The organism is Methylobacterium sp. 10 (genome assembly GCF_000519085.1).
GTDB lineage: Bacteria > Pseudomonadota > Alphaproteobacteria > Rhizobiales > Beijerinckiaceae > Methylobacterium.
Window position 1 is genome coordinate 4,612,809 of sequence record NZ_KI912577.1, and the last position, 19,008, is coordinate 4,631,816.

19 protein-coding genes are annotated in these 19,008 nt (G+C 64.3%); 10 read left to right on the forward strand and 9 right to left on the reverse strand.

What is annotated here, in order from left to right; all coding sequences use genetic code 11:
• Positions 1-22: 22 nt before the first annotated feature.
• From cyoB to K368_RS0121760, 4 genes are all read left to right on the forward strand, one after another.
• The gene (gene cyoB / locus K368_RS0121745; RefSeq protein ID WP_027174188.1) at positions 23-2,026 is read left to right on the forward strand and encodes a cytochrome o ubiquinol oxidase subunit I; all 2,004 of its coding nucleotides are present in this window, start codon (positions 23-25) and stop codon (positions 2,024-2,026) included.
• 5 nt (positions 2,027-2,031) lie between these two features.
• Entirely contained in the window at positions 2,032-2,661 is a 630-nt protein-coding gene (gene cyoC, locus K368_RS0121750) for a cytochrome o ubiquinol oxidase subunit III (RefSeq protein ID WP_027174189.1), read from the forward strand.
• Positions 2,658-3,059 carry a cytochrome o ubiquinol oxidase subunit IV gene (cyoD, locus tag K368_RS0121755; RefSeq protein ID WP_027174190.1) on the forward strand — a complete coding sequence of 134 codons (402 nt, stop codon included), beginning with the start codon at positions 2,658-2,660 and terminating at the stop codon, positions 3,057-3,059. The genes cyoC and cyoD overlap by 4 nt, the downstream gene beginning before the upstream one ends.
• A gap of 120 nt (positions 3,060-3,179) precedes the next feature.
• Complete coding sequence (locus tag K368_RS0121760; RefSeq protein ID WP_027174191.1) at positions 3,180-3,923, forward strand: SURF1 family protein; 744 nt, start codon at positions 3,180-3,182, stop codon at positions 3,921-3,923.
• A 4-nt stretch (positions 3,924-3,927) separates the two neighbouring features.
• Here K368_RS0121760 and K368_RS0121765 read toward each other — a convergent pair whose 3' ends face one another.
• From K368_RS0121765 to K368_RS0121785, 5 genes are all read right to left on the reverse strand, one after another.
• Positions 3,928-6,018: a prolyl oligopeptidase family serine peptidase gene (locus K368_RS0121765; RefSeq protein ID WP_027174192.1), complete on the reverse strand. Its 2,091-nt coding sequence runs from the start codon at positions 6,016-6,018 to the stop codon at positions 3,928-3,930.
• A 98-nt stretch (positions 6,019-6,116) separates the two neighbouring features.
• On the reverse strand, positions 6,117-6,368 hold the full coding sequence (locus K368_RS0121770) for a hypothetical protein (RefSeq protein WP_027174193.1): 252 nt from the start codon (positions 6,366-6,368) through the stop codon (positions 6,117-6,119).
• An 82-nt stretch (positions 6,369-6,450) separates the two neighbouring features.
• The gene (rpsI, locus tag K368_RS0121775) at positions 6,451-6,930 is read right to left on the reverse strand and encodes a 30S ribosomal protein S9 (protein ID WP_027174194.1); all 480 of its coding nucleotides are present in this window, start codon (positions 6,928-6,930) and stop codon (positions 6,451-6,453) included.
• A gap of 2 nt (positions 6,931-6,932) precedes the next feature.
• On the reverse strand, positions 6,933-7,394 hold the full coding sequence (gene rplM, locus K368_RS0121780) for a 50S ribosomal protein L13 (protein ID WP_018042797.1): 462 nt from the start codon (positions 7,392-7,394) through the stop codon (positions 6,933-6,935).
• 500 nt (positions 7,395-7,894) lie between these two features.
• Positions 7,895-8,323, reverse strand: a complete 429-nt coding sequence (locus K368_RS0121785; protein WP_027174195.1) for a PaaI family thioesterase — start codon at positions 8,321-8,323, stop codon at positions 7,895-7,897.
• A gap of 84 nt (positions 8,324-8,407) precedes the next feature.
• On the opposite strand from K368_RS0121785, the gene K368_RS0121790 reads away from it, so the two are divergent.
• The 3 genes from K368_RS0121790 (at position 8,408) to K368_RS26340 (ending at position 10,525) form a co-directional block, all read left to right on the forward strand.
• Entirely contained in the window at positions 8,408-8,950 is a 543-nt protein-coding gene (locus K368_RS0121790) for a CoA-binding protein (RefSeq protein ID WP_027174196.1), read from the forward strand.
• A gap of 86 nt (positions 8,951-9,036) precedes the next feature.
• Positions 9,037-10,116 (forward strand): N-acetyltransferase, encoded by a 1,080-nt coding sequence (locus K368_RS26335; RefSeq protein ID WP_245259642.1) that lies wholly within the window; start codon positions 9,037-9,039, stop codon positions 10,114-10,116.
• Positions 10,117-10,120: 4 nt separating this feature from the next.
• Entirely contained in the window at positions 10,121-10,525 is a 405-nt protein-coding gene (locus tag K368_RS26340; protein ID WP_197031049.1) for a hypothetical protein, read from the forward strand.
• Here K368_RS26340 and K368_RS0121795 read toward each other — a convergent pair.
• Positions 10,522-11,814 (reverse strand): MFS transporter, encoded by a 1,293-nt coding sequence (locus K368_RS0121795; protein ID WP_027174197.1) that lies wholly within the window; start codon positions 11,812-11,814, stop codon positions 10,522-10,524. The two genes, K368_RS26340 and K368_RS0121795, sit on opposite strands and share 4 nt — an antisense overlap.
• A 266-nt stretch (positions 11,815-12,080) precedes the next feature.
• On the opposite strand from K368_RS0121795, the gene K368_RS0121800 reads away from it, so the two are divergent.
• The 3 genes from K368_RS0121800 (at position 12,081) to K368_RS0121810 (ending at position 15,204) form a co-directional block, all read left to right on the forward strand.
• The gene (locus K368_RS0121800) at positions 12,081-13,361 is read left to right on the forward strand and encodes an O-acetylhomoserine aminocarboxypropyltransferase (RefSeq protein ID WP_027174198.1); all 1,281 of its coding nucleotides are present in this window, start codon (positions 12,081-12,083) and stop codon (positions 13,359-13,361) included.
• Between the two features lie 109 nt (positions 13,362-13,470).
• Positions 13,471-13,869 (forward strand): response regulator, encoded by a 399-nt coding sequence (locus tag K368_RS0121805; RefSeq protein WP_027174199.1) that lies wholly within the window; start codon positions 13,471-13,473, stop codon positions 13,867-13,869.
• Positions 13,870-13,905: 36 nt separating this feature from the next.
• Entirely contained in the window at positions 13,906-15,204 is a 1,299-nt protein-coding gene (locus K368_RS0121810; protein WP_027174200.1) for an aminotransferase class I/II-fold pyridoxal phosphate-dependent enzyme, read from the forward strand.
• Here K368_RS0121810 and K368_RS25310 read toward each other — a convergent pair whose 3' ends face one another.
• From K368_RS25310 to K368_RS0121825, 3 genes are all read right to left on the reverse strand, one after another.
• Positions 15,205-17,550, reverse strand: coding sequence for a bifunctional diguanylate cyclase/phosphodiesterase (locus K368_RS25310; protein WP_051439961.1), 2,346 nt, complete (start codon positions 17,548-17,550; stop codon positions 15,205-15,207). It abuts the gene before it with no gap.
• A 65-nt stretch (positions 17,551-17,615) separates the two neighbouring features.
• Complete coding sequence (locus K368_RS0121820) at positions 17,616-18,338, reverse strand: RNA methyltransferase (RefSeq protein WP_027174201.1); 723 nt, start codon at positions 18,336-18,338, stop codon at positions 17,616-17,618.
• A gap of 100 nt (positions 18,339-18,438) precedes the next feature.
• Positions 18,439-18,987 carry a formaldehyde-activating enzyme gene (locus K368_RS0121825; RefSeq protein WP_027174202.1) on the reverse strand — a complete coding sequence of 183 codons (549 nt, stop codon included), beginning with the start codon at positions 18,985-18,987 and terminating at the stop codon, positions 18,439-18,441.
• Positions 18,988-19,008 lie beyond the last annotated feature (21 nt).

Here is a 19,008-nt window from a genome sequence, read left to right on the forward strand (position 1 = left end):
CAACCGGGAACGAAGCGATCCCATGTTTGCCAATCTCGATCTTCAGAAGCTCGTCTTCGGGCGGCTGACTCTCGAAGCCATCCCGTATCACGAGCCCATCCTGCTCGTGACCTTCATCGGCGTCGCCATCGGTGGCGTCGGGCTGCTGGGCCTCATCACCTACATGCGCTGGTGGGGGCCGTTGTGGCGTGACTGGTTCACCTCCGTCGACCACAAGAAGATCGGCATCATGTATGTGGTGCTTGCATTAGTGATGTTGCTGCGCGGCTTCTCCGACGCGCTGCTCATGCGCTCGCAACAGGCCATGGCCTTCGGTGCCAACGAGGGCTATCTGCCGCCGCACCATTACGACCAGATCTTCACCGCCCATGGCGTGATCATGATTTTCTTCGTGGCGATGCCCCTGGTCACCGGCCTGATGAACTTCGTTGTGCCGCTGCAGATCGGCGCGCGCGACGTGTCGTTCCCGTTCCTCAACAATTTCAGCTTCTGGATGACCGTCAGTGGTGCCGCCACGATCATGGCTTCGCTGTTCGTCGGCGAGTTCGCCCGCACCGGATGGCTCGCCTATCCGCCACTCTCCGGCCCCGCCGGCAGCCCGGGTGTGGGTGTCGACTATTACATCTGGGGTCTCCAGATCGCCGGCATCGGCACCCTGCTTTCGGGCATCAACCTCATCGCGACCATCGTGAAGATGCGTGCCCCCGGCATGACCATGATGAAGATGCCGATCTTCACCTGGACCGCCCTCTGCACGAACATCCTCATCGTCGCGGCCTTCCCGATCCTCACGGCCGTTCTCGCGTTGCTCTCCCTCGACCGCTACGTGGGAACGCATTTCTTCTCGAACGACCTCGGCGGCAACCCGATGATGTACGTGAACCTCATCTGGATCTGGGGTCACCCGGAGGTCTACATCCTGATCCTGCCGGCCTTCGGCGTCTTCTCGGAGATCGTTTCGACCTTCTCCGGCAAGCGGCTCTTCGGCTACGCGTCCATGGTTTATGCCACCGTGGTCATCACGATCCTGTCCTACCTCGTCTGGCTGCACCACTTCTTCACGATGGGCTCGGGTGCCTCCGTAAACTCGTTCTTCGGCATCACGACGATGATCATCTCGATCCCGACGGGAGCGAAGCTCTTCAACTGGCTCTTCACCATGTACAAGGGCCGCATCCGCTTCGAGGAGCCGATGCTCTGGGCCATCGGCTTCATGGTGACCTTCACCATCGGTGGCATGACCGGCGTGCTGCTCGCCGTGCCCCCGGCCGATTTCGTGCTGCACAACAGCCTGTTCCTCATCGCTCACTTCCACAACGTCATCATCGGCGGCGTCCTGTTCGGCATGCTGGCCGGCATCACCTACTGGTTCCCGAAGGCATTCGGTTTCCGGCTCGACCCGTTCTGGGGGAAGATGTCATTCTGGTTCTGGCTCACGGGCTTCTACTTCGCCTTTATGCCGCTCTACGTCCTTGGCCTGATGGGTGTGACCCGCCGCGTGCAGCATTTCGACGACCCGTCGCTGCAGATCTGGTTCATCATCGCCGCCTTCGGCGCTGGTCTGATCGCGCTCGGAATCCTCTCGTTCATCATCCAACTCGTGGTGAGCTTCATGCGGCGCGAAGCTCTGCGCGACCACACCGGCGATCCGTGGGGTGGGCGGACCCTCGAATGGTCGACCTCCTCGCCTCCGCCGGATTACAACTTCGCCTTCACGCCGGTGATCCACGACCACGATGCGTGGTCGGACATGAAGCGTCGCGGCTATGCGCGGCCGCTCAAGGGCTTCCGTCCGATCCACATGCCGAAGAACACCGGCACGGGCATGATCCTGGGTATCCTCAGCATCGGCTTCTCGTTCGGCATGATCTGGTACATCTGGTGGCTCGCGGCGTTGACCTTCATCGCCATGGCCGTCGTCGCCATCGGTCACACGTTCAACTACAACCGCGACTTCTACATCTCGGCCGATGCCGTCATCGGTACCGAGACCGAACGGACGCGGCTGCTCGAAGGTCGGGTCTGAGAACCATGGCGTCGCACTCCCCCACCCTCGCCAAGGACGGCGAGGCACCCTCCTTCTACATGGAGGAGGATCACCATCCCGAAGGCGGCACCATGCTCGGCTTCTGGATCTACCTGATGAGCGATTGCCTCATCTTCGCGGCCCTCTTCGCCACCTACGCCGTTCTCGGTCGCAACTATGCGGCAGGTCCTTCCCCGAAGGACCTGTTCGACCTGCCGCTGGTGGCACTGAACACCTCGATGCTGCTGTTCTCGTCCATTACCTATGGCTTCGCCATGCTGGAGATGGCCAAGGGCGAGCAACGGCGGATGCAGCTCTGGCTCGGCGTGACCGGCCTGTTCGGCCTCGCCTTCATCGGGCTCGAACTCTACGAGTTCGCACACCTCATCCATGAGGGCGCCGGACCGCAGCGCAGTGCCTTCCTGTCGTCCTTCTTCACCCTGGTGGGCACCCACGGCCTGCACGTCACCCTCGGTCTCGTCTGGCTCATCGTCCTGATGGTTCAGACCGAGAAAAAGGGGCTGATTCCCGAGAACCAGCGTCGCCTGCAATGCCTGTCGATGTTCTGGCACTTCCTCGACGTCATCTGGATCGGCGTCTTCACCTTCGTCTATCTCATGGGAGTGCTGCAATGAGCGCCGCCAGCCAGTCCGCCCATGCCGCGGACCATGAAGAGGACGTGAAGGGCCACGGCGACCAAAGCGGTCACGGCTCCTTAAAGGGTTATGTCACCGGCTTCGTGCTCTCCGTCATCCTCACCGCCATTCCGTTTTGGCTGGTGATGGGTGACGTGCTCGGTAACCCCCGTCTCACCGGCCTTGTCATCATGGGCTTCGGCGTGGTGCAGATCGTGGTTCACATGATCTACTTCCTGCATATGAACACCAAGTCCGAGGGCGGCTGGACGATCCTGGCGCTGATCTTCACCCTGACGCTCGTGGTCATCACGCTTACCGGTTCCGTCTGGGTCATGTATCACCTCAACACCAACATGATGCCGATGACGCCGACCAGCCTCCATCAGCACCATTAGCGTATCGCCCCGGAACGCTACTCTGTTAGCGGGACACACGATGCGACACCGGACGCCCATGGACCCACACCGGATGCGAAATTCGGGACGGGTCTATGGCGTTGGTGCCGTCCCTCCTCAATGAGTACAAAAAGACTTTCGCGGCGCGCGTCCGCGATAATCGCCACGATCAGTGTCCTGACACTCCTGGCCGTGGTGACCTTCGCGGCGCTCGGGACATGGCAGGTCCAGCGCCGGGCGTGGAAGCATGACCTGATCGCCCGCGTCGATGCGCGGATCCATGCCGATGCGGTTCCTGCGCCGGGGCGAGCGGATTGGCCCGCGCTCGATGCCGGGGCCGATGCCTACAGGCGCGTCTTCGCCACCGGGACCTTCGCGGATGACCAGGAGACCCTGGTCCAGGCGGTCACCGAGCTCGGCGGCGGATACTGGGTGATGACGCCGCTGGTCGGCGCGGACGGAGCCACCATCCTCGTCAATCGCGGCTTCGTTCCGGCGCAGAAGCGCGACCTCGCGACCCGTGAAATCCATCGAGGCGTGGGCGAGACCCGCGTCACCGGCCTGCTGCGCATGTCAGAGCCCGGTGGCGGCTTCCTGCGCCACAACGACCCCGCTGCCGATCGTTGGTACTCGCGCGATGTGGCGGCCATCGCCGTAGCACACGGCCTTGGCCCAACCGCGCCATACTTCATCGACGCCGACGCGGAGCCCAATCCCGGCGGGTATCCCGTGGGCGGGCTCACTGTCGTCGCCTTCAGCGATAACCACCTTGTTTATGCGCTGACTTGGTATGCGCTCGCCGTCATGGCGGCGGCCGGTGGCGCCTACGTCATCCGCGACGGGACGCGCCGGCGCGACGCCTGACCGGTCATCCCTCCTCCGGAATCCAGCCGATGGATTGCCGCAGGAATCCCATGCCGAGGGCGAGGAAAGCGGCCGTCTCCGAATTGTCCTTGCCGTAGCCATGGCCACCGGCCGCCGGTTCGAAGAAGGCCGGATCGTAACCGAGATGGCGCAGTTTCTCCGCCATCTTGCGGGCATGTCCCGGATGGACGCGGTCGTCCCGTCGTGTGGTGGCGATGAGGATCGGCGGATAGGGCTTGCCCGCTTCCGCCATGTGGTAGGCCGAGATGGCGCCGAGGAAGCTCCAATCCGCCTCCACATCGGGGTCGCCGTATTCGGCGACCCAGCTCGCACCCGCCAGGAGCTTCGAATAGCGCCGCATGTCGATGAGGGGGATCGTGCAGAACAGGGCGCCGAAGCACTCGGGATAGCGGGTCAGCATGTTGGCGATGAGGAGCCCGCCGTTCGAGCCGCCCTGCGCGGCGATGCGCCGGGGCCTCGTGACGCCGCGCGCCACGAGGTCCGCCGCCACCGCGGCGAAATCGTCATGCGCCAGCGCCTTGCCCTCGCGCCGCCCGGCCTGGTGCCAGCGCGTGCCGAACTCGCCGCCGCCGCGGATGTTGGCGACGACGCCCGTGCCGCCCTTCTCCAGCCAGAGCTTGCCGAGCACGGCCTGATAGGTCGGCAGCAGGGAGATCTGGAACCCGCCATAGGCGGAGAGGTGAACGGGCGCGTCGCCGGTGACCCCGGCGGGGCCGACCTGGACATAGGGAATGCGCTCCCCGTCCACCGAGACGGCCTCGTGGCGGGTGACCGCGAGGCCGTCCGTGTCGAAGGCCGGTGGCGTCGTGCGCAGGATGGTGGGAGCCGAGAGGTCGCCGGGGATCGACAGCAGCGTCGGCGGTGTCAGCGGATCCTGAACCATCGCGAGGAGCGAACCGTCCGACTCGCTCGGCTCGGAATCGAAGGGCCAGACCGAGACCGAGCCGATGTCCGGCAGGCCTGGTAGGCTCAGGCGGTTCCAGCCGCCCTCCCCTGGTTCGAACACGCTGTAGGCGGGACGGAGGTCGTCGAGGGCATCGACGATGAGGCGCGGGCCGGCCCAGGAGACGTTCTGCAGCGCTCGTCGCTCCGAAGGCTCCCACAGCACGGTGAAGGCACGGTCGCCGTGGAGGAAGGCCGGCAGGGCGATGGCGAGCACCGTATCGGCGGCGTGAAGGCTGCCGCCCACCTCCCAAACGGAGCGCGTGCGGATGACGAGATGGTCACCGTGGAGAGAAATCTCGGCGTCGGTGGGGGCGTCGAGGCGATGGGTCGGCCCCGTCCGGTCGCCGATATGCACGGTGCCGTCGAAGAAGCCGGTGCGCTCCATGAACACCACGCGCTCCGTTGGCGCGTCGTGGTCGACCCCGCCCCAGAGGCCCATATTCTCGGGCGCGGTCTCGAACAGGATGGTCGCCGCGAGCGGGTCGGTGCCGCGCGTCCAGAGCCGCACGGTGCGGGAATAGCCGGACCGGGTGGCCATGCCCTCGCCGAGCGCGCTCGACAGGATCAGGGTGTCGCGGTCGAGCCAATCCGCCCCGCCCTTCGCCTCGGGGAGGGTGAACCCGTCGGCGACGAAGCTCAGCGTCGGCAGGTCGAACTCGCGCAGGATGGTGGCGTCGCCCCCTCCCCGGCTCAGCTTCACCAGGGCACGGTCGTGGCTGCCGGGGATGAGCGTCGCGCCGCTCCAGACCCAGTCGACCCCTTCCGCTTTGGCCAAGGCGTCGATGTCGAGGAGGATCTCCCAGGTGGGTGTGCCGGCGCGGTAGGAGACTTCGTCCGTGCGGCGCCACAGGCCCAGGGGATGCTCGGCATCGCGCCAGATGTTGTAGAGGAGCCGGCCGCGCCGTGACACGAGGGGGATTTTGTCAGGCCGGTCGAGGATGGCCTTCACCGCCCCGCGGTCGCGCTCCATGACAGGGTCGGTGAAGCGCGCCAGCGTCTCGGCATTGCGCGCCTCGACCCAGGCGATGGCCTCCGCGCCCTCCACCTCTTCGAGCCAGAGATGGGGGTCGTCATCCGGCTCGGCGCGGGTGGGGCGGGGATCAAAGGAGGGGGGCGTCGGCTGGATCATGCCCCGAAACTAGGATGATTCCACCGGAATGGCGACGACTTCCGAGCGGAATCGGACCCCCCTTTCGAGCGGTACGCGACGGGTTTTCGCGCGGACCTCTAACCCTCGAGCGTTCCCCAGCTCGGCTTCCAGGCGCTTTGCGGATCGATCACCACGATTTCCATGCCGCCCTCGTTGGCCACGTGGACGGCGATGCCGAAGGCCTGGGCGATGGGCATCACGCCGGTGGTGCTGAACTGGCGTCCGTCGGCGAGCTTGACCTCGCCCTTCACCTCGTCGCCGGCCTTCGACAGGCAGAGCGTGACCGCGGTGACGACGGGGGCGTGAACGCGCCGGAAGACGTTGGGCATCGAGGGACCTCGGACTGTGTCGCGACAAACGAAAAGGGCGGCACGAGGCCGCCCTTTCCAAAACCTGAGAGAACCGAAACGCTCAGCGCTTCGAGAACTGGAAGCTGCGGCGAGCCTTCTTGCGGCCGTACTTCTTGCGCTCGACCACGCGGCTGTCGCGGGTCAGGAAGCCTTCGCGCTTCAGGGGCGCGCGCAGCTCCGGCTCGTAGTAGGTGAGCGCCTTCGACAGGCCGTGGCGGACGGCGCCGGCCTGACCGGAGAGACCGCCGCCATGCACCGTGACCGTGATGTCGTACTGGTCGACGCGGTTGGCGATGGTGAGGGGCTGACGCAGGATCATGCGCAGCACGGGACGGGCGAAGTAGGTCTCGACCGCGCGGCCGTTGACCACGACGGTGCCGTTGCCGGGCTTGATCCAGACGCGGGCGACCGCGTCCTTGCGCTTGCCGGTGGCATAGGCGCGGCCCTGGGCGTCGAGCTTCTGAACGTGGACGGGGGCCGCGTTCTCGGGATCTTCGACGTTGGCGCGGTTCAGGTCGGAGAGGGACTGGAGGGTCGCCATGATCAAGCGCTCACGTTCTTGCGGTTGAGGCTGCCGACGTCGAGCGCCTGCGGCTGCTGGGCGGTGTGGGGATGCTCGGTGCCCTTGTAGACCCGGAGGTTGCCCATGATCTGGCGGAACAGCGGTCCACGGGGGAGCATGCGCTCCACGGCCTTCTCGACCACGCGCTCGGGGAACCGGCCGTCGAGGATGAACTTCGCGGTCCGCTCCTTGATGCCGCCCGGGTAGCCGGTGTGGTGGTAGTACACCTTCTGCTCGCGCTTGCGGCCGGTGAACTTCACCTTCTCGGCGTTGATGACGATGACGTTGTCGCCGCAATCGACGTGGGGCGTGTAGGAAGGCTTGTGCTTTCCACGCAGGCGCATCGCGATGATGGTGGCGAGCCGGCCGACGACCAGACCCTCCGCATCGACGATGATCCACTTCTTGTCGACGTCGGCGGGCTTCAGAGAAAAGGTCTTCATCCCGTGGCGTTCCGTATGATGTCTTGCAAAACGATGCGCCGCCACGTGAGACACGCAGCGGCGTTGGAGGCTGCAATACGGGGCGACGGCTGAGTCGTCAAGGCATTTCCGGTGAGGGGAATTGGCAAAAACCTCAAGGAAACGAAGCATTTCGGTGCTGAGGTATCAGGATACCGCATCTGATGAGCCTGGATGTGGAGCAGGCCGTCAAGCCGGGGCCGCGCAGCGAAGGCCGGAATCCGGGCACACCTCGTCTCCTCCCTCCCCGCGCGCGGCCAAGGCATTCACAGAGTTCGCCGTATGCGCGGCTCTCCTCCCCCTTGTGGGGAGGATTTGGAGGTGGGGGTGGCCCCGCCAGCCTCAGTCGCCCGAGGGTCGCCCAACCACCCCCACTCCTAACCTCTCCCCACAAGGGGGAGAGGGACGCGGTCTGCCTGCACGACAAGATTGGTGCATGAGGAGTGGCGACCTGCGCCCATCGCGAGGTCACGCAGCGAAGCTCACCGCACCGGCGGGATCGAGTACGTCCCCGTGGCGTGGCAGACGAGATCGTCGGAGCCCGGCGCGGTGAGGAGGGCCTCCCCCACCGCGAGGCGCTTGCCGAGCTTCAGGAGGCGGGCCTCGGCGACGAGCCCGGTGGGGCCGGGCTTTCTCAGGAAGTTGAAGGAGAGGTTCGTCGTCACGGCGAGGCCCACCGGGCCGATGCTGGCGAGGATCGCCGCGTAGAGGGCGTAATCGGCCAGCGCCATCATGGCCGGGCCGGAGACCGTGCCGCCGGGGCGGAGGAAGCGCTCGTGATGGTCGAGGCGCATCCGCGCGGAGAGCGGCCCCACCGCCTCCAGATGGAAGAAGCGCCCGTCATGGTTCATCTGCGGAAAGTCCCGCTCCAGGAAGGCGATGGTTTCAGTGAGGCTCATGGTCGTCGTCATGGCTCGCCTTGCAGCACGGGGCGCGATGGCGGACAAGTCTGCGATCCTGTCCCGCAAGAACCTGCCCGTCACGCAAGAGTCCCGATGACCGACCCCGTCGCCGCCCGTCACGACCGCTATCCCGATGCGCTGATCCGCCGGCTCCTCACGGAGACGAAGACCATCGCCCTCGTGGGCGCGTCCGCGAACCCGGCCCGGCCGAGCTGGATCGTGCTGAAATACCTGCTCTCGCGCGGCTACGACGTGATCCCGGTCAATCCCGGCCTCGCCGGGCAGATGCTGCTGGGCAAGCCCGTCGCCGCCCGCCTCGCCGACCTCCCCGGCCCCGTCGACATGGTCGAGATCTTTCGCAATTCCGCCGCCGCCGGCGGCCTCGTGGACGAGGCCCTCGCCTTGCCGGTGCTGCCGAAGATCGTCTGGATGCAGCTCGGCGTCCGCGATGACGCCGCCGCCGCCCGCGCCGAGGCGGCTGGCATCCAGGTGATCATGAACCGCTGCCCCAAGATCGAGTACGGGCGGATCTCCGGTGAGATCGGCTGGACCGGGGTGAACTCTCGGATCTTGAGTTCGAAGCGGCCGGTTTTGGGGGGTAAGGGGGTTCAGCGGTTGACGATTGAGCGGGGGTGACGTCCGGTACCCGCAATTCTAAGTAGTCCTATAAGATTTCGGTTGAAAATTTTTGTTCTTGTTTTATTCTCTGGGGAGGATAGGCGATGTCACGTACGCATCGTCATGGCGGGATGTTGCGAATGTTGAATAATCTTCGTCTTACAAAGTTTGAGAATGTCGATCTTGAGGATGAATTTTTTGACAGCCTAAAGCAAGACTATCCCGGGTTTGAAAAGTGGTTTTCCGGCAAGGCTAAAGAGCCTGTTTATGTCGTTGACAACATCACCAAACAAGGAATCCGAGGGTTCTTGTATCTCAAAGTAGAGAATGGAGTTGTTAGTGACGTTTATCCAAAAATGCCGAAGGCAAAAAGGCTAAAGATCGGGACATTAAAGATAATTGCGCACGGAACAAAGCTCGGAGAGCGCGTTCTAAAGAAGGCATTTGATACGGCTATTGCCGAGAACGCTTCGGAAATTTATGTCACGATACTTCCTAAGCATGCAGCTCTTATTCAATTATTCGAGCGATATGGGTTTAAACATCACGGAACAAAAAATAGCGAACATGTCTTTGTCAGAGATATGACAAGTTTCTCCGGTGATATAATAAAAGACTATCCATTAATTTCATTAAAAAATAAAAGATACTTCATGCTGGCGATATATCCCGAGTATCATACAAAACTTTTTCCAGACTCAATTCTTCACAACGAAGACTCAGATATAGTACAAGATGTAAGCTATACAAATACTATACATAAAGTTTATATCGCGAAACTTTCGCTCACACGTATGTCGCGCGGAGATGTTGTGGTTATGTACCGGACAACAGATCGTGCTGGGCAGGCGCGTTTTCGATCCGTTATCACTTCTGTTTGTGTAGTCGAAGAAGTACGCTCTAAAAAAGATTTTAGTAGTGTAAATGAATTTTTGAGATTTTCTGTTCCACATAGTGTATTTTCAGTCCAAGAACTTCGGAAGATGTACGCGGAATTTGATCGGATGTATGTTGCTCGTATGACATACAATGCTGCTTTTACTAAGCGCGTTATTCGTGATAAGCTTCTAGATGAGGTCGGTATCAGCGAGCAGCCTCGTTGGGATTTGCGTGAGCTGACCAATAAGCAAACCCGCCATCTTGCAGAGCTTGGTGTTTTAAATGAGCGTATTATTATCGATTAAACCTGTGTTTGCAGAGAAAATTTTGAGTGGAGAGAAGAGATTCGAGTTTAGAAGATCTATTTATGCCGATATGGATGTAAAGGTTGCTCTTATTTATTCGACAAGTCCAGTGAAGCGAATTGTCGGCGAATTTGATATAAACGAAGTCATTTTTGGGCCGCCAGAAGCACTGTGGGAGAAAACTCATCATAGCGCTGGAATTGATTACTTGTATTATTCGGAATATTTCAAAGGAAGAAAAACTGCCTTTGCTTTGGTGGTAGGAAACGTGAAGAGGTATGAGATTCCAATTGATCCTTCTGTATCAATTTTTAATTTTACGCCCCCGCAATCATTCATGTATTATCCTCGTAAATCAAATTGCGTCAACAAAAGAGAGAAGGCGCAGAATTTTAAGTTTGATTTTTAGGTATTCGCTATTGTGGAGTCTTTCGTCTCCTTCATCAAAGCGACAGCCCCAAAACTAACCCCAGCCGCCACAGCCAGATACAACCCAACCCAACCGATCCCACCCCACTCACTCAGCCGCTGCGCCAGATACGGCGCGGCGGAGGCGCCCAGAATGCCGGCGAGGTTGTAGGTCACCGAGGCGCCGGTGTAGCGGACGCGGGTGGGGAAGAGCTCGGGCAGGAGCGCGCCCATGGGCCCGAAGAGCCAGCCCATGGCGAAAAGGCCGAGGCAGAGGAAGCCGAGCACCAGGCCGCCCTGCCCGCTTCCCAGCATCGGGCCGAGGAGCAGGCCGAGCGACGCGGTGAAGGCGAGGCCGGTGAGGAGGACGGGGCGGCGGCCGTAGCGGTCGGCGGCCCAGCCCGAGAGCGGGATTCCGAGGGCCATGAACAGCACGGCGACGCATTCGAACAGCAGGAAGGTCGGCCGGTCGAAGCCGAGTTTCGAGACGCCGTAGCTCAGGGCGAAGACGGTGGAGAGGTAGAACACCGCGTAGCAGGCCACCATGGCGAAGGTGCCGAGCAGGGTCGCCTTGATGTACTTGGTGAAGATGACGGCGAGCGGCACGCGTTCCGGCGCAGCCTTCTCCATCGCCGCCTTGAACACCGGCGTCTCGGTGAGTTTCAGCCGGACATAGAGCCCGACGCCCACGAGCAATGCGGAGGCGAGGAACGGGATGCGCCAGCCCCAGGCCTGGAAATCGGCCGGGGTCAGGGCGAGCGCGAGGCCGAGGAAGCCGAGATTGGCGGTGATGAAGCCCACCGGCGCGCCGAGCTGCGGGAAGATGCCGTAGAGGGCGCGCCGCCCCGGCGGGGCGTTCTCCACCGCCAGCAGCGCCGCGCCGCCCCATTCGCCGCCGAACCCGATGCCCTGGCCAAAGCGCAGGACGCAGAGGGCGAAAGGCGCCCACCATCCGGCGGTGGCATAGGTCGGCAGGCAGCCGATGAGCACGGTGGAGACACCCATGATCATCAGGGAGGCCACCAGCGTCGCCTTGCGCCCGACCCTGTCGCCGAAATGCCCGAAGAACGCCGCCCCGAGGGGCCGCGCGATGAAGGCGATGGAGAAGGTGGCGAAGGCCGCCAGGGTCTGCACCGAGGGATCGTCGGCCGAGAAGAAGATCGGCCCGATCACCAGGGCGGCGGCCGTGGCGTAGACGTAGAAATCGTAGAACTCGATCGCCGTGCCGACGAAGCTGGCGATGAGGATCTTGGCGGCGGAGACGGGCGGGGGCGGAGCGGGCTGGAGCATGTGCGGCGCTATAGCCGCAGGCGCGGACCAGTGCCATGCGAATTCGTGCAGGATCGTGCCGGAGGGATCGTCCCCCTCTCCCCGCCCGGCGGGGAGAGGCGTCATCCACCCTCGCGACACCGCCCACCCTTGACCCGCGCGCGTCGTCCGCCATAAAGAACTTCTGTTCGTTTAAGCGGAACGAGGGCGTGCCTCCTCTTCCGTCTGGCCCGGCACAGGCGCTAGAACGACGTCCAGTGCGTGCCCGCCGGCCCCCGGAGGAAGTGATGACCGACCGTATCCCAGGCTTCAACACGCTGGCGATCCATGCCGGCGCCGCTCCCGACGCCACCACGGGTGCCCGCGCGACCCCGATCTACCAGACCACGTCCTTCGTCTTCGACGACGTGGACCATGCCGCCTCGCTGTTCGGGCTGCAGGCCTTCGGCAACATCTATTCGCGCATCACCAACCCCACCAACGCGGTGCTGGAAGAGCGCATCGCGGCGCTCGAAGGCGGTACCGCCGCCGTGGCGGTGGCCTCGGGCCACGCCGCCGAATTCCTCACCATGCACGCGCTGATGCAGCCAGGCGACGAGTTCGTGGCGGCCAACAAGCTCTATGGCGGCTCGATCAACCAGTTCAACCATTCCTACAAGAGCTTCGGCTGGAACGTGGTCTGGGCCGATACGGACGACCCGGATTCGTTCGAGCGCGCGATCACGCCGCGCACCAAGGCGATTTTTTGTGAGTCCATCGCCAATCCGGGCGGGGTCATCACGGACATCGCCGCCTTGTCGGTAATCGCAAAGCGCCACAACATCCCGCTCATCGTCGACAACACCATGGCGACGCCGTACCTGATCCGGCCGTTCGAGCACGGCGCCGACATCGTCGTGCATTCGGCGACGAAGTTTCTGGGCGGCCACGGCAATTCCATCGGCGGCCTCGTGGTCGACGGCGGCACCTTCCCCTGGGCCGGCGACGACCGCTACCCGATGCTGTCGCAGCCGCGGCCGGAATATTCGGGCATGGTGCTGTCCGAGACCTTCGGCAATTTCGGCTTCGCCATCGCCATCCGGGTGCTGGGACTGCGCGATCTCGGCCCGGCGCTGTCGCCGTTCAACGCCTTCCTCATCCTCAACGGCATCGAGACCCTGCCCCTGCGGATGCAGCGCCATTGCGACAACGCCCTCGAGGTCGCCACCCATCTCAACGCCCATCCGGCGGTGGACTGGGTGAGCTATCCGGGCCTGGAGACCGACAAGTATCACCAGCTCGCCCGGCGCTACACGCCGCTGGGCTCCGGCGCCGTCTTCACCATCGGCCTCAAGGGCGGCTACGAGGCCGGGGTGAAGCTCGTGGCCAACCTGCAGTTGTTCTCGCATGTGGCGAATATCGGCGACACCCGCTCGCTGGTGATCCACCCGGCCTCCACCACCCATCGCCAGCTCACCGACGCGCAGAAATCCGCCGCCGGCGCCGGGCCGGAAGTGGTGCGCCTCTCCATCGGCATCGAGGACCCGGCGGACCTGATCGAGGATCTCGACGCGGCGTTAAGCGCTTGATTTTGCTGGCAGGCCCGCGCGCGCATCGGGCCCGGCGCCCTCGGCTTGACCCTCGGCGGCGTCGGGACTACCCCGCGAACCAATCCCCCATCGAGATCGTTCGCTTCGCATGACGCATGAACCTTTCGATCCCTCCGCCGAGTCCCCGGTCATCCTTCTGGTGGAAGACGACGGCCTTCTCCTGATGGAAGCCGCCGATACCCTGGTCGATGCGGGCTTCCGTGTCCTCGAGGCGCCGCAGGCCGACAAGGCCCTGACGATCCTGGAGCGGAACGAGGAGATCGACCTGCTGATGACCGACGTGGACATGCCGCAGGGCTCCATGGACGGGTTCGCGCTCGCCCGCCTCGTCGCCCATCGCTGGCCGACGATCCCCGTCCTCGTCGTCTCCGGCATGGGCACGCCCGGGCCGCACGACATGCCCGACGGGGCGCGGTTCATCCCCAAACCCTACGCGCCCACCACCCTGGTCCGGACCTTGCGGGCCTTCGCCAGGCGCGCTGCCTGACCTCGACCTCTCTTCTTGAAGATCGTAACGCCCATCATGGCCACCGAGACCCGCCCGCTCCGCTTCGCCACCCAGGCCGTCCATGCCGGCGCGGCACCCGACCCCGCCACGGGCGCGCGGGTCCAGCCGATCTACTTCACCAACGGCTTCGTGTTCGAATCCACCGAGCAGGCGGCCGACATCTTCGCCATGCGGCGGACCGGCTTCTCCTACTCGCGCGGTTCCAACCCCACCGTGGCCGCACTGGAGCGCCGGGTCGCCGCCCTGGAAGGCGCGAAGGCCGCCGTGGCCGTCTCGTCCGGCCAGTCCGCCCTCCTCCTCGTGCTGATGACGCTGATGAAGAGCGGCGACGCCTATGTCGCCTCGCCGCGCCTGTTCGGCGGCTCGCTGGGGCTGATGAACCGCCTCGATGCGCGCTACGATCTCAAGCCGCTCTTCGCCAAGGGCCTGACGCCGGCCGATTTCGAGGCGGCGATCACCCCTGAGACGAAGGCCATCGTCTGCGAGTCTATCGTCAACCCCTGCGCCACGGTGATGGACATCGCCGGCATCGCCGAGGTCGCCAAGCGCCACAACCTGCCGCTGGTGGTGGACAACACCCTCGCCTCCCCGGCCCTAATCCGGCCGATCGAGCACGGCGCCGACATCGTCTTCCACTCCACCTCGAAGTTCCTCGGCGGCTCCGGCCAGACCATCGGCGGCATCATCTGCGACGCGGGCACGTTCGACTGGCCGGCGGCGGCGGGGCGCTACAACCTCATCACCGAGCCCTGGGCCGATTACGACGGCCTCGTCGTCTCGGACCGCTTCCCCGATTTCAGCTTCGCGGTGGCGTGTCGACTCTTCGGCCTGCGCGATCTCGGCCCCGGCCTGTCGCCGATGAACGCGTTCCTGACGCTCACCGGCATTGAGACGCTGCCCCTGCGCATGAAGCGGCATTGCTCGAACGCCAAGGCGGTGGCTGCCTTCCTCAAGGACCATCCGGCGGTGGAATGGGTGAGCTATCCCGCCCTGCCCGGCCAGACGGGCGAGGAGCTGGCCGCCCGCTACGTGCCGGAGGGGCCCGGCTCGATCTTCACCTTTGCCCTGAAGGGCGGAGAAGCGGCGGCGGTGAGGTTCATCATGGCCTTGGAGCTCGTCTCGCACCTGGTGAATATCGGCGAGATCAAATCCCTGGCGATCCACCCCGCCACCACGACGCATCGACAACTGAGCGATGCCGACAAGGCAGCGGCCCTGGTGGGCCCCGAGACCGTCCGGCTCTCCATCGGCCTGGAGAATGCCGAGGACCTGATCGCCGATATCGCGCAGGCCCTCGATCAGGCCGCCGCCTGATCAGGCGAACTTCAGCTCGGTCGAGGTCGCCGCCCCCTCGGATGCGGCCTTGCCGCCATGCTTGTTGAGGAACCACGGGACCCGGCTCTGCGGCATGGGCTTGCTGTACAGGTAGCCCTGGGCATAGGCGCAGCCCTGCTCGTGCAGAAACTCCGCCTGCGCTTCGGTCTCGACGCCCTCCGCGGTGACGTCGAGGCCGAGGTTCTGGCCGAGCTGCACCACCGCAGTGACGATTGCGGCGTCGTTGGGGTCCCGTTCTAGGTCGCGCACGAAGCTACGGTCGACCTTGATCTCGTCGACCGGAAATTGCTTCAGGTGGGTGAGGGAGGCGTAACCGGTTCCGAAATCGTCCAGCGCGACGCGGACGCCGGCGCGGTGCAAGTCCGAGAGGATGGCCGAAACGCGGTCTCCATGGCCGCCGAGGAGCACCGTCTCCGTCACCTCGACGCCGATGCGGTCATGGGCGAGCCCAGCGGCGGTGAGATCGGCGATCAGGCATTCGGCGAGGTTTTCCTGAGCGAACTGAGCCGACGACAGGTTCAGGAACACCCGGCCGGGATCGAACCCTCGCGCGATCCATCCCGCGATGTCGGCGAAGATCTGGCGCGCGAGGACTTGGCCGACAGCGATCCCGATCTCCGCATCGTCGAAGACCGTCGAGAAGCTCGCCGGTGACAGGAGGCCGCGACTCGGATGCTGCCACCGCGCCAGCGCTTCGAAGCCGACGATCCGACCAGTGGAGAGGCTGATCTTGGGTTGGTAATAGGGGATCAGACCGCCGACTTCGAGCGTCGACCTCATCTCGCGGGCGACGGCGACGCGATGTTCGATATCCGCCCGGAGCGCCGGAACGAAGACCGTCGCGCGGTTCCGCCCGGCCGCCTTGGCCGCGTAGAGGGCGAGATCGGCGTTGGTGAAGAGGTCCGTCGGATTGGCGGCGTGTTCCGGGAACAGGGCGAGGCCGAGACTGGCGCGGGGCAAGACCACACGCCCTGATACCGCCATCGCCGGTTTCAGGACATCGAGGATCGCCCGTGACAGGGCGTGGATGCGCCGGCTCGGCTGGTGATGGTCTTTCTCGCAAGACGCGATGACGACGAACTCGTCGCCCCCGAGGCGGGCGACGAGATCGTGTGCGCCGATGGCCGTGCCGAGGCGCCGGGCGACTTCCTTGAGCACCGCATCGCCCGCCTCGTGACCGAGCGTGTCGTTCACTTCCTTGAACGCGTCGAGATCGATGAGGATGAGGCCGACGCGCTCTCCGGACAACTCCGCCCGACACAGCGCGGCGTCCAAGGTCGTCTGGAACAGGGCGCGGTTCGGCAGGCCGGTGAGGACGTCCCGCTGGGCGGCGAGGCGGATACGCTCCTCCACCGCCTTGCGGCTCGTCATATCGACGAGGCTCGAGATGATGCAGTTCGACCCCTCCATCTCGACGGTGACCGCCGACAGCAGGGCGTCCCGTCGCACCCGCCCCTGGGCACCCGTGCTGATCTCGATTTCGCTGGCGGTCCCTGCCCTGTCGAGCTCCGCTTGGATCAGGCGGCGGGCATGCCCGTCCAGGAGATCGCGCGTCCTGTATTGCGTCAGGGTTTCACCGTCGCCCAGCCCGTAGAAGCGGTTCGCGGCATCGTTGGCATCGACGATCCGGCCGTCGTCCCGGCGGGACACTACGATCGGGATCGGCACCGCCTTGAACATCGTCTCGAACAGGCGGCGGCTTTCCGCCAGTTCCGTGTTGGCACGACGCTCGGCCTGGGTCGCCGTCCATTCCAGACGCCTGAGGCGGTTCGAGCGCACCACGAACAGCAGCATCGCGATGTTGGACATCAGCACCGCGAGGCAGATTCCCAATGCCGTGGATGGCAGGGGCGCGGGCAGGAGATAGCCTGTCGTCAGCGCGACCGACGCGATCGCGCTGCTCGTCACGCTCCAGAAGAAGCGCGTCGGCACGACGATCATGTAGATCGCAGGCAGCAGGAGCATGACGAAGAGAGCGATGTCGGACCGTGACGAGCATAGGACCGCGACGCAACCGGCAACCATGATCTCCCACGTCACCATGACGGCCTGGAGCCTGCCGAAGCGGGCGACGTTCCGGGTTGCCAGCAAACAGACGAGGGAGATCAGGATGACGCCGCTACGGGCCGGTACGGCGACCCAGAAATGGATTTGTCCCGCGAAGCGCCAGTCACTCAGCAGAAAAAGCGTGTTGAGGAGAATGCCGCAGAGGAAGACCAGTCGGGCATGGCGCAGGGTCTCGGTGAAGCGCTCCGCCTGGAACGCCGCTTCCCGCTCGACCGAGACGAATTCGCCGCCAATGGCACTGAGACGATGCTTCCACATGGTGCATGACACTCTCATGCAATCGTCGCGCAGGCGTTAAGAACCGGCTACGCCGCTAACAATAATCACTCTTTCGCCTTGATCCTTGTCAAGGCGCGCAACGCCCCGCGAAACGTCCTGACATCCTGCTCCGTCATGGCCATGCGATGGAGCATGTCGCGCATGTTGCGGGCGATCACGTCCCGCTTCTCGGGTGGATAGAACCCGCCCGCGTCGAGGCTGCCTTCCAGGCTGGCGACGAGGGAAGCCATCGCCTCCCGCGTGGCGGGCGGCGACTGCATCTCGCCGGTGAAGGGAAGACGGGCCTGCCCCGAGGCCTTGCGCCATTCGTAGCCGACGAGGAGCACCGCCTGCGCGAGGTTCAGCGACGGAAAGTCGGGGGTGACGGGAAAGGTAACGATGGCGTCGGCAAGCGACACCTCGTCGTTGGTCAGCCCGATCCTCTCCCGGCCGAACATCACGCCCACGCGCTGGCCCGCCCGCGCCGCCACATCCGCCATCGCCTCGTCGGGGGCATAGGCGCGCTTCATCTGCCCGCGTTCGCGGGCCGTGGTGGCGAGCAGATAGTTCAGGTCGGCGATGGCCTCCGGCACCGTGGCGAAGACGGTGGCGCTGTCGAGGACATGCGTCGCCCCGGAGGCCGCCTCGCGCACGCCCTTCTTCGGCCAGCCGTTCTTCGGGGCCACGAGGCGGAGTTCGGAGAGGCCGAAATTGGCCATGGCGCGCGCGACCATGCCGATATTCTCGGCCAGTTGCGGTTCGACCAGGACGACGACGGGGGCGATCATCGTCGCCCTCTGCCACGGGTCGGCCCGGACGCATAGTCCGTCATGGTTACGATGTGGGGAGCCGGCGGTGCCGCGGCTCCCCCGCTTTCGGCAGACTCGCTCAGATCTTACCGTCGAGGCCCATCTGGTAGTATTTGTGGACGATCTTGTCCTGGTTCTCCAGGAGCCAGTCGATGGAGGGCTCGTTGGTCATGGCCTTGCGGATCGCTTCCGTCATGCCCTTGCGCTGGATCTCGAACAGCGCCTTGTGGTCCACCGTCTCGGCCTCGATCACGCCGGGGCTGAGCCAGACCGAGCAGATGATGCCGAGATCGTTGGCCTTCTCCTTGGGGATGTAGCCCAGGCGCACGGCGTCGAGGACGCCATTGGCGATGGCGAACTGCACCGTGCCCATGAGGATGGAGGTGTACTTGCTCTCCGTGACGCTGACCTTGGAGACGCAGAGCGTCACCGGGCGCACCATGATGTCGGTGTTGAGGAGCGCGAAGACGCGGGAATGGCCCACCACCTGATCGCCGGTGAGGGTGGCCAGCGCCGTGCCGACCGGCCCGTCGAGTTCGCCGATGATGACCTCCGGCTCGGAGGCTGTGTTGGGCGGGCCGCCGGCGACCAGGGCCTCGCCGGCCCGCAGGATGATGCGTTCGCTCATGGACATGTCCTTCTCGATGTC